This is a genomic window from Kineosporia mesophila (assembly GCF_021129235.1).
In the GTDB taxonomy this organism is placed as follows: Bacteria; Actinomycetota; Actinomycetes; order Actinomycetales; family Kineosporiaceae; genus Kineosporia; species Kineosporia mesophila.
Map to the genome: position 1 here is coordinate 406,388 of NZ_JAJOMA010000001.1, position 11,076 is coordinate 417,463.

Consider the following 11,076-nt stretch of genomic DNA (forward strand, 5'->3'; position numbering starts at 1 on the left):
GCGATCGCCGGGTCACCGGTTCGTGTTCGCGTGCAGGTCGTACCGGTGTGCGGGTGGGGCGAGGTGAACATTCCCCGAACAATGCCGACCGTTCTGCGGCCGTCATCAAAGCTATCTGGAGATAGCCTGTTTCGCCACGCCTGTCATCGTCGGCGACCGGGACCACGGATGGGGAAGCATGGATCTTGAGGATGTACCGGGCTGGTTCTACCGCCAGGACGCCCTGTTGTTCGACTGTCTGCTCGGGGCCCAGCGGGAGATCGGGGTGACCGGCGACATTCTCGAGATGGGCTCGTACCTCGGGAGATCGACCATCTTCATGGCGAGATACCTGGCCACGGGCGAAGGGCTGACCGTTTGCGACCTGTTCGGAGAGTCACCGCCCGGTGACGATATGAACATCTCGGAGAACAAGGCCACGTACGAGGAACTGACGCGTCAGGGGTTCGAGTCGAACTTCCTGCAGTTCTACGATCACCTCCCGCGCATCGTTCAGGCCCCGACGAGTGTGCTGCCGGACGAGATGGAAGCGGGCAGCTGCCGGTTCGTGCACATCGACGCCTCGCACCTCTACCACAACGTCAAGGCCGACATCGGGAACACCCGGGACCTGTTGCTGCCCGAGAACGGCCTGGTCGCGCTCGACGACGTCAATTCGTTCTGGATGCCCCAGGTGGGTGCGGCGACCTGGGAGGCGGTGTTCACCGCCGGCCTGAAGCCGATCTGCCTGTCGCGCATGAAGTTCTACGGAACCTGGGGTGACCCCGGAATCTGGCACGAGCGGGTGGAGAAGTACTTCGCGAACAACGCCGAGTCGCGGCTGGAGACGAATCTGGTCGCCGGGCACAAGATCACCAGCGTGATCTGAGGGGGAGCACGGGGCGGTTCCGGGCCGGTCGGCCTACACGACGGTCGGTGCCTCGGCGTCGGTGTTCCCGGTGGCGTTCCCGGTGGACAGGACGAAGGGATGACCCTGGTTGTCGAGTCCGGGATGGGGCACCGGTGACGGGGTGGGTCCGTCGATGGGTCCGACGCCGGCGGTGAGGGCTTGGTTGCGGAGGTGTTCGAGGACTTGGTGTTCGCGGCGGTTGCGGGCGGTGGGGCGGGTGGTTTCTTCGACGAGGTAGACGGTGGCGTCGCCGTGTTGGTGGTCGAGGGCCAGGACGCGGAAGCGGGTGGCGGCGGGGAAGAGGACGGTGTCGGTGTGGCCGACGAGGAGGGGTGTGCGGCGTCCGGATTCGGACCAGATGACGTAGTTGATGAGGGGTCCGGGGCTGACGCCGGCGGCGGGGAAGGTGGTGCGTTCGGCGCGGGTGAAGGCGGGTTCGGTGAGGACGCTGCCGGGGAAGAAGGCGCGCATCGGCACTTCACCGCGGTGGGTGCGGTGGAAGCAGACCCCGTGGTGCGTGGGCAGTCGACCCAGGCCGGACACCAGGCAGGCCATCGTGGCCCGGTCCTCCTCGTGCTGTGAGTCGTACCGCAAGTCGTCCGGCGAACCGGTCCGCAGCCTGACGTCCAGCCCGGTGAGGGCACCGCGCAGATAGGCGCGCAGCACCGAGAGTTCCTGGGCCACCACCGAGGACGACGCGTTCATCAGCATGCCGCGCAGTTCCGGTGGCTTGCTCTCGATCAGCCGGACCACCTCGGCCAGATCGGCGTCCAGCTCGGAACCCGCCTGCTCGCGGCACTTCCGGCGTTCGGCGGCCGTGCTCTCGTGGCCCGGGGGCACCAGGGGCACGAACGGCCGGGTCGTCACCATGACGAGCGGGGGAGTGGGGGCGGCGATCTCTTCCGGCGGGTCGGCGGGATCCGCCAGGGCGTCAGCGTCGCCGGGGTCGTCCGTGTCGCCGGGGTCGTCCGGGTAGGTGAGGTCGTCGGTGTATGTGAATTCGGTGGGGTCATCGGCCTCGGCCGGGTGGTCGGGGGTCGCTGCTTCCGGCGCCTCACCGGTCGTGGGCCGGGAGGGGTCCGTCTCCTCCACGAGCTGATAGGTGGGCTTCGGGCCGGGACGGGTGCCGAGGCCGATCAGCACCATCCCGACCAGGATCAGGATGATCGCGACCGTGATCATTCAGCTGGCCCGGAGCCCGTTCTCGAGGGCATTGCCCCGCAGCGTGCGCAGCGCGTAGAACAGCCGGCTCTTCACTGTGCCGACCGGGATCCCGAGCACCGCCGCGGCCTCTGCCGCCGTGCGGTCCCTCAGATAGACCTCTTCGAGAACGGCCCGGTGTTCCGGCCAGATCGAGCTGAGCATGTCCTGCACCACCATCCCGACCAGGATCTGGTCGGTGCCGTCGGACCCGTCCGGCCGCATCGGGGTGTCGTGGTGCTGGAGCTCCACCTCCGTCGGCCGCACCTGCCGCATCCGGTGGCTGTCGATCGCCACGTTCGAGGCGACCCGGCGGAGCCAGGAGTTCACCGAGCCGTACTCCGGGGTGAGCAGGTCGATCCGTCGCCAGGCCCGGACGAAGGTCTCCTGCACGATGTCCTCGGCCCGGCCGGTGTCACCCCCGACCAGGCGGGTGACGAATGCCAGCAGAGGACGCCACTGAGTACTGACCAGCTCGGCGAACCGCTGTTCCTGGTCACTTCGGCTCGCGGTGGGAACGGCGCGCAGGTGGGCGCTCGCGGGCCGGGTCAGTTCCGCTGTCTGCGACATGCTTCGACATTCGCAAAACCAGAGCCGGGTTCGATATGGGGAGCGCCCCCTCCCCGGGGGGTTGCTCCCCCGTCCAAGACGGGGGAGAACCCTATTGTCCCGGGGACGAGTCCGGTGCATCGGCGATCTACGCTGCTCCAGAGACCCTTTCGGTCACGCACCGTGGTTCGGTGGGGCCGGATCGGTGATCAGTACGCGTCTGCCTCCGCGTCTTCCCGCTCGGGCAGGGGGACGAACCCCGTCTGGATCATCCGGCTGCCCCGGCGGGTGCACAGCAGGGCCCGCCCCGGCGGGAGGTGCCGGGGTTTGGTACCGCCCAGCAGCTGTCCCTCCGAGGGAGGACAGGAGAGCGCCAGGTCCGGAGTGTTGAGCTCCTGCAACCGGCGCAGCAGCGGATCCATCGACATCCGCATCACCCCGGAGGCGCCCCGGGCCAGCACCATCGTCAGCCCGATGTCGGCGGCCTGCGGCAGCAGCGGTGCGACCGGGGCCAGCGGGTTGTCGTGCCCGGCGACCAGGTCGTAGTCGTCCACCAGGATGAAGAGCAGGGGGCCCTTCCACCAGTCCCGGCGGCGCAGCTGGTCGGGAGTGATGGAGGCACCGGGCAGCCGCGGTTTCAGGCCGCTCACGGCGTCGGCCGCAGCCGCCTTGGTGCTGTCCAGCGACACCGCGTACCCCAGCCGGTACTCCTCCGGGATCACGTCGAACAGCTGACGCCGGTAGTCCACCGCCATGATCCGGGCCTCGGTCGGAGAGAACCGCTCGACCACGGCCCGGGCGACCAGACGCAGCAGGTTCGACTTCCCGCTCTCGTTGTCCCCGAGCACGGTCAGGTGCGGCAGCGACCGGAAGTCGTGCCAGACCGGCCGCAGCTGGGTCTCGTCGATCCCCAGGGCCACGCGGATCTCTCCGGTCGGCCCGGGCAGTTCCTCCACCGGCAGCTCCGCCGGCAGGGTCCGGACGGGACGCACCGTGGGCCCGGGCCAGCAGTCCACCACGGTGCTGACCAGGTCACGGGTGCCGTGCGCGATATCGGTGATCTCCTGCAGCCCGTCGATCCGGGGCAGCGCCGCGATGAAGTGCAGCTTGCCGTCGGTGAGACCACGGCCCGGCAGTTTCGGCACCTGGGCCGCGGCCCGCAGGTCGATACCCGACTCGACCGGGTCACCGAGCCGCAGCTCCAGCTTGGTGCCGATCTTGTCGCGCATCGTGTGGTGCAGCTCCGACCAGCGACCGCAGGTCATCAGCAGGTGCACGCCGTAGCCCAGACCGCGTGCGGCCACGTCCCGCACCGCGGCCTCGGCCGCGTCGAACTCCTGGCGCAGGGTGAACCAGCCGTCCACCACCAGGAAGATGTCACCGAACTCCTCGTCCGGGATCTCCCCGGCATCCACCTTCTCTCGATACATGTCGAGGCTGGAGATGTCCAGATCGGCGAACCGGCGCTCACGGGCCGCCACCACCGAGACGATCTCGGCGACCGTCCGGTTCACCCGGTCCGGGTCGTGGCGCCCGGTCACCCCACCGACGTGCGGCAGGTCACCGACCGCCGCCAGGCCTCCACCACCGAAGTCGAGGCAGTAGAACTGCACCTGTTTCGGGGAATGGGTCAGCGCCAGGCTGCTGATCACCGATCGCAGCAGGGTGCTCTTACCGCTCTGCGGACCGCCCGCGATGCCGACGTGACCGCCGACGCCGGCCAGGTCGAGCGTGAGCAGGTCGCGGATCTGCTCGAACGGCTTGTCGATGAGCCCCACCGGTATCTTGAGGCGATCGGCCGGACCCGCATCGACCGGCCGCAGGCCCAGCTCCGGGTCGGGCAGCAGAGGCGGCAGCACCTGGTCCAGCGTGGGCGACTGGTCCAGAGGCGGCAGCCACACCTGGTGAGCCGGCGGTCCCTGGTCGATCAGCCGGGAGATCAGCACGTCCATCACCGAGGTCGCCACCGGCCCTTCGGCCGGGGCCTCCTTCTCCGTGGCCTGGAGCCGCACCTGCTTCGGGATCGGCAGGTGATCGGTCGAGTAGGCCACCACCTGGCTCTGGATGATGTCCTGGTGCACCCTCGTCGAGCGCAGCCGGTAGGCGCCGGAGACGTAGGCGGCCTTGAACCGGGTGATGGTGGCGACGTCCGAGCGCAGATAGCCGTTACCCGGCGCGGAAGGGAGCTCGTAGGCGTCCGGGACACCGATCACCGACCGTGATTCCATCGCGGAGAACGTCCGCAGACCGATCCGGTACGAGAGGTGACCCTCGAGCTGGTGGATGCGCCCGTCGTCCAGACGCTGCGAGGCCAGCAGCAGGTGCACGGCCAGCGACCGGCCGAGCCGGCCGATCATCACGAACAACTCGATGAAGTCGCTGTGCGCCGCGATCAGCTCGCTGAACTCGTCGACCACCACGAACAGGGTCGGCAGCGGGTCCAGCGGTGCACCCTTCACCCGGGCCTGCTCGTAATCGCGCACCGAGCTGAAATTGCCTGCTGCGCGCAGCAGTTCCTGGCGACGCACGAGCTCGCCGCGGATCGCGTCACGCATCCGGTCGACCAGCGCGGCCTCGTCGGCCAGGTTGGTGATGGTCGCCGAGACGTGCGGCAGCCGGTCCAGGCCGGCGAAGGTGGCGCCACCCTTGAAGTCGACCAGCACGAAGTTGAGGGTCTCCGAGGAGTGGGTGGCGGCCAGGGCCAGCACCAGGGTGCGCAGCAGCTCGCTCTTGCCCGAACCGGTGGCACCGATCAGCATCCCGTGCGGACCCATGCCGCCCTCGGCGGACTCCTTGATGTCCAGCATGATCGGCGAGCCGTCGGCCGCCACCCCCACCGGCACCCGCAGCCGGTCCGGCGAGGAACGCCCGGCCCACTCGGCCCGGGCGTCGAACTTCTCCAGGTCGCCGATCCCCAGCAGACGCGGCAGGTCGAGGTCGGCGGTCAGGCCGTCGGTGACACCGTCACCACCCTCACCGGTGTGGAACTGGGCCAGCAACCGGGCCAGGGTCGTGACCCGGCGCTGCGAGAGCGAATCCGGCTCGGCCAGGCGACTGCGCACGGGCCGGCCGACCCGGTCCTTCTTGACCATCTCGACACCGTCGTCGGCCAGCTCCAGGGTGAGCAGCTCCTTGCCGGTCATCCCGCTCACGACATCCAGGTCGATCAGCACCGTGTTACTGAAACCCGAGTCCAGGATGCGGGAACCGGGCGAGATCCGGCCGCCGTCGTTGAGGATCACCACGAACGGTTCCTCGCGTGAGGGAGTCGCCGAGGAGTCGTACCGCGCCCGGCCCCCGAACTCGGCGCCGAGCAGACGTTCCAGATCCTCCAGCGAGGCACCGGTCAGCCGCATCGCGCCGGCCGCGTCCCGCTGACTCTCGTGCTGGGAGTGCGGAAGCCACTTCGTCCAGTCCCAGTGCTTCTCGTTCCCCGACGAGACACACATCGCCAGCCGCAGTTCGTCCGGGGCGTGGAAGGTGACCAGCTGGGCGACCATGGCCCGCACCAGGGCCCGGGAGCGCTCGCGGTCGCCGCCCACGGTGATGTGCGCGAAGCCGCGGATGAACAGGGCCACCGGCTGGGCGGGAACACTGGTGTAGGCCCGGGTGAAGCGGCGCAGCGCCTTGGCCGAGACCGGTTCCAGATCTTCGACCGGCTTGGACGAGATCGGGGAGAGCCGCACCGCGAGGCGCTGCGGGCCGGTGCCGATGCGCAGTTCGCCGAAGTCGGGATGGGTGGGGCGGCGCTCCCACAGACGGCTGGTCATCGCCAGCGACCACAGGGACTCCGGGTCGGGGTGCCGCCAGGCCAGGGCCTGCCGCTGCTTCTCCGCGAACCCGCGCACCTGCCGGCGCATCTGAGAGAGGTGCCGGAGGTAGTCACGCCGGTCTCCGGAGACCTTGAACTTGCGGTCGCCGCCCTGGGTGAGCATCTGGCCGACCCCCATGAAGGCCATGCCGGCCCCCATCATGCCCATCATCATGTAGTTGTGGCTTCCGCCACTATTACCGCCACTGGGCTGGCGGTACATGAACATCATCGCGCCCATCATCAGCAGCATCGGCACCGTGGTGATGAGGACCCGCATCCCGGCCGGGCGGTGTTCCGGCAGGCCAGGCGGCTCCTGCAGGGTCACCTCGCCGTGCGGCATCTCCGGCCCGGTGCGGCGGGCGGGCCGCCGGAAGGGAATCGTGCTCATGCCTCTGAGCACGGATGAAGGGCCCCGGAAGGGTCGCCTCCGGCCCGTTCTTTCTCCACTTTCTTTCTGATCGAACGATCGTGAACCCTCTTCAAGGTAGATGCGTGTACGGAGCATGAGCGAGACGTCCCTGGGCGAGGTCTGTCGGCTGGTGGTCGTGGGACCGACCAGCCGGGTCGACCTTTCCGTGCCGGTGCACGTGCCGGTGACCGACCTGATGCCCGCCCTGCTGCGCAGCCTCGGGACCGATCTCGCCGACCGTGGGCTGGAGCACAGCGGCTGGATCCTGCAGCGGCTCGGCCATCCGGCGTTCGACGAGGACTCCACCACCGCCGACCTCGGTCTGGTGGACGGCGACGTGGTGCACCTGCGGCCACGGTCGGAGCAGATCCCCCCGCTGGACTTCGACGACCTGGTCGACGGCATCGCCAACGGGATCGGTGGGCGGTCCGGGCTGTGGCGCGCGACCACCACCCGCTTCGTCTCGCTGTGCGCGCTGGCCCTGTGGATCGCGGTGGTCCTGGCCGTGCCGGCGCTGACCGGTGTGTCGGACTCCTCGCGGGCCGTGCTCGCCGGGGTCTGCGGCGTGATCCTGCTGGGGGCCACCGCACTGGTGGTCCACGTGCTGAAAGACCCGCAGTCCGGGCGGATCGTCGCTGCCGGAGCGGTCGGTTTCGCCCTGGAGGCGGCCCTGATCGGTGCCTCCGGGGCGAGCCCCGCCGGCGCCTCGGGCGGGATGAGCCTGCTGGTCGCCGCATGTGTCGGAGGTCTCCTCGGCTCCGCGACGGTGATGCTGGTGACGGGCCGGTCCGGCGCCGGGCCGGGCGTCGTGGCGATGACGGTCATGGCCGCCGGGGCCGCGATCTCGGCCGGCTTGCGCCTGGCCGGGCTGGACTGGGCCCAGGTCGCGACGGCCGCGTTGCTCATCAGTATCGGCATGCGGCCGACCGTGCCGCTGAGCGCCTTCAAACTCGCCGGGATGGCGCTGCCCGCCCTTCCGGTCGAGGCCGACGATCTGCAGAAGGACATCGAGCCGGAGCCCGGCCAGGCGGTACTCGACCGCACCGCCGCCGCGGACCGGCACATGACCGCCCTCTACCTGGCCTACGGCACGGTCTCGGGCTTCGCCCTGGTCACCATGGCCCTGTCCGACCGTGTCCTGGTGCTCCTGACCCTGGCGCTCGCCGCGCTCTCGCAGCTGCTCGGGGTGCGCCCGATGACCAGCACCTGGCATCGCCTCGCCCTGGGCATCCCGGCCGTCGCCGGGGTGGCCACCGCGGCGGTCGCGATCACCGCCCGCTCCGGTATCGACGGGCGCGTCTTCGTGGTCGCCGTACTGCTGCTCATGGCGGTGGCCGCCGGAACGGCGGCGCACACCCTGCCACACCGGCGGCTGACCCCGATGTGGGGCCGGGTCGGCGACTGGGTCCAGACCCTCGGCGTGATCGTGGCGATGGGCCTGGCGCTGGGCATCTGGGGTCTCTTCGAACTGATCCGCCGGACGGTGGGCTGAGATGCTGGCCCGTCGCGATCAGGTCGAGGCGCACAACTATCTGCTGGCCCGGCTGAACAGTGCTCTGGTGCGGGCCGATCCGGACGCCATCGAGCCGCCCGGCCGACGGGACACCCGGGCCTTCGTCATCGGCCTGGTGGTGATGGCGCTCGCCCTCGGCGGTACGGCCGGGTGGGCCCTCCTGTTCGACAGCGGTTCCCTGGCCTGGAAAGAGCCCGGGACACTGATCGTGGACAAGAGCACCGGCAGCCGGTACCTGATGAACAACGACAAGCTGCACCCGGTGCTGAACACGTCCTCGGCGCGGTTGCTGGTGGGGTCTGACCTGACCACCTCGTCGGTCTCGACCAGCAAGCTGAACGAGGTCCCGCACGGCACCCCGGTCGGGATTCCCGGTGCGCCGGACATGCTGCCCGACGCGAGTCTGCTGAACAGCGGGGTCTGGCGTGTCTGCCTGACGACAACGGTGTCCACCGGAACGACCGGCGCCACCGGTTCCACCGGGGGCAAGGGGGCGGCGGCCGCCGTGCTCTCGGGCACCGCCGTCGGCAGTGCGGGCGAGCTCGGTCTGAACGTCCAGATCGGCGTCGAACGTGCGACCGACCGGCCCGGCGACGACACCGGTTTCCTCGTCACCTCGGGTGGCAAGGAATACCTGATCTGGAAGAACCAGCATCTGCTGGTCCAGAAACCCTGGGTGGCGGACGTTCTCGGCTACGCCACGGCGACGCCGCTGAAGGTTCCGGCGCGCTGGCTGGCGCTGATGTCCGCGGGCCCGACGCTGGGGCCGGTGTCCCTGAAGGATGCGGGCCGGGCCGGGCCGAAGATCGGCGCCGACCGGATGGTGATCGGGCAGCTCGTCACCGTGCAGAGCGCCGGTACCGAGACCCACTACATGGTCACGGCCAAGGGACTGGCCGCGCTGAGCGAGACCCAGTATGCGCTGGCCTCGGCCGCCCCCGGCACTCCCCAGCAGCGGCAGATCACTGCCGCCGACCTGGCTGCCGTACCGCGTGACACCCTGCCCGCTGCCCAGCAGCAGGTGCCGGCCCAGCCGCCGGCCCTCGACCAGTCGATGACCACCACCTCGCCCTGCCTCGAGTACCCGGGTACGTCCGAGGACGGCAGCGCCGAGGTGGTCCGCGCGACCGTCGCGGAGACCGAGCGCCCCGAGGCCGGCTCCGCCGCGGTCTCGGTGAGCGTCGTCTCCGGCGGCGGTGCCCAGGTGGGGACCGCCGCGGCCCTGGCCGCCCGGGACCAGCCTCAGACCCTGGTCGACGACACCGGGACGGCGTACTCGCTGTCCGAGGACGCGATCACGGCCCTCGGGTTCGCCGCCGACCAGGCGGCCTACATCCCGGCGGGGTGGCTGCAGTTGCTGCCTCAGGGGCCCCGTCTCACCACACCGGGAGAGGGGTGACAGCACCGCCGCACACCCTGACCCGTGCGGACGGCAACGCAGGCGCCACCACCCAAGATGCCCGGCCAAAGGGGGTCGGGTGCGTCACCACCTCTGAGAGGAAGCAGCCATGGCAACAGGCGACTCCAAGATCGTTGATGAAGCCACAACGACGAACATGATCAAGTCGTTCGCGGAGACGCAGGACGACTGCGACCGGATCCAGAAGCTGGTCGACGGTGCTCACAGCGCCCTGATGGCGCAGTGGGGCGGCAACGCGGCCGGGGCCTACGACAACAGCATGGTCCAGTGGAAAGAGGGCTTCACCAAGGTCCGTTCCGCGCTGAACATGCTCAACGAGTCGATGGTGCAGTACGCCCAGATCACCGGCACCACTGAAGACGACAACGTCGTCCAGGGTACCGGCTGGGCCACCGTCAGCTGATCGTCCCCACTCCCTCCTGAAAGGAAAACCCCATGGCTACGTACAACTTCAGCCCGAACGCCGCACTGGACACCGGTGCCGAACTGCAGTTCGTGACCGGTCAGCTGCAGGCCCAGCTGGAAGAACTCTGGGGCTACGTCCAGGCGTTCCTGGCTGCCAACCAGAGCATCAGCCGGGACAGCTACAACGCCGCTCAGGCGACCTGGAACGCGGGCCAGGCCGAGATGAACCAGGCACTGGCGAAGGGTGTCGCCGCTCTCGACAACATCCACGCCCAGTACGTGCTGGCCGACAACCGCGGCGCCTCGGTCTTCCAGGCGAACCTCTGATCGTGGCCGGTCGCCGCCCGGGAACGGGCGGCGACCGGGCCTCCAGCACCTCACACCCACGCCCGGTACCGCCATGTCGGTGCCGGGCGCATCGGGTGTCTGCCCCTCGATGATCTTCAAGCCATGACGGGAGACGGCAATGGCCAACGAGAAGTACAACGACGGCACGTTAACGATCAAGATCGACGAAGGCGCCCTGAGGCGCCTGCAGTCCGAGTACACGGACCTCGCAGCCGAGTTCAAGAAGCGGGCCGGTGAGTACGGGTGGAGTGACAAGGGCAACGTGACCATTGCCTACCCGTTCTACCTCCAGATGGGTGGCGCCTCGTTCGAGGAGGCCAAGAGCCTGATCAAGGCGCTGGAGAAGGTGCGGGGCAACCTTCTGGAGCGGTTCCAGCTGACCTACGGCGACGCCGACGGTCTGTCGGTCGGGCTGAAGTCGCTGCTCGCCGAGACCGACCTCGCGGAGGAACTGAACGGCATGACCGCTGACGAGTTCGGGGCCTACATCCAGAAGAGCTCCGCCTCCCTCGCGCCGACGGAGAGCTGA

General features: G+C 69.4%; 9 protein-coding genes. 6 read left to right on the forward strand and 3 right to left on the reverse strand.

Annotation, left to right across the window (positions count from 1 at the left end; all coding sequences use genetic code 11):
• Positions 1–178: 178 nt before the first annotated feature.
• Positions 179–868: a class I SAM-dependent methyltransferase gene (locus LR393_RS01765; RefSeq protein ID WP_231481077.1), complete on the forward strand. Its 690-nt coding sequence runs from the start codon at positions 179–181 to the stop codon at positions 866–868.
• A 33-nt stretch (positions 869–901) separates the two neighbouring features.
• On the opposite strand, the gene LR393_RS01770 is transcribed toward LR393_RS01765, so the two are convergent.
• The 3 genes from LR393_RS01770 to eccCa form a co-directional block, all read right to left on the reverse strand.
• A complete protein-coding gene (locus LR393_RS01770) occupies positions 902–2,071 on the reverse strand; it encodes a hypothetical protein (protein WP_231481078.1) in 1,170 nt (389 codons plus the stop codon).
• Positions 2,072–2,659, reverse strand: coding sequence for a sigma-70 family RNA polymerase sigma factor (locus LR393_RS01775; protein ID WP_231481079.1), 588 nt, complete (start codon positions 2,657–2,659; stop codon positions 2,072–2,074). It lies immediately after the preceding gene.
• A gap of 188 nt (positions 2,660–2,847) precedes the next feature.
• Positions 2,848–6,840: a type VII secretion protein EccCa gene (gene eccCa, locus LR393_RS01780; protein ID WP_231481080.1), complete on the reverse strand. Its 3,993-nt coding sequence runs from the start codon at positions 6,838–6,840 to the stop codon at positions 2,848–2,850.
• A gap of 115 nt (positions 6,841–6,955) precedes the next feature.
• Here eccCa and eccD point away from each other — a divergent pair, with 115 nt between their 5' ends.
• The 5 genes from eccD to LR393_RS01805 all read left to right on the forward strand — a co-directional run bounded on the left by eccD (position 6,956) and on the right by LR393_RS01805 (position 11,076).
• Complete coding sequence (eccD, locus tag LR393_RS01785; RefSeq protein ID WP_231481081.1) at positions 6,956–8,353, forward strand: type VII secretion integral membrane protein EccD; 1,398 nt, start codon at positions 6,956–6,958, stop codon at positions 8,351–8,353.
• Between the two features lies 1 nt (position 8,354).
• Complete coding sequence (gene eccB, locus LR393_RS01790) at positions 8,355–9,773, forward strand: type VII secretion protein EccB (RefSeq protein ID WP_231481082.1); 1,419 nt, start codon at positions 8,355–8,357, stop codon at positions 9,771–9,773.
• A 109-nt stretch (positions 9,774–9,882) separates the two neighbouring features.
• Positions 9,883–10,197: a WXG100 family type VII secretion target gene (locus tag LR393_RS01795; RefSeq protein WP_231481083.1), complete on the forward strand. Its 315-nt coding sequence runs from the start codon at positions 9,883–9,885 to the stop codon at positions 10,195–10,197.
• 32 nt (positions 10,198–10,229) lie between these two features.
• A complete protein-coding gene (locus LR393_RS01800) occupies positions 10,230–10,526 on the forward strand; it encodes a WXG100 family type VII secretion target (RefSeq protein ID WP_231481084.1) in 297 nt (98 codons plus the stop codon).
• Positions 10,527–10,665: 139 nt separating this feature from the next.
• Positions 10,666–11,076 carry a hypothetical protein gene (locus tag LR393_RS01805; RefSeq protein WP_231481085.1) on the forward strand — a complete coding sequence of 137 codons (411 nt, stop codon included), beginning with the start codon at positions 10,666–10,668 and terminating at the stop codon, positions 11,074–11,076.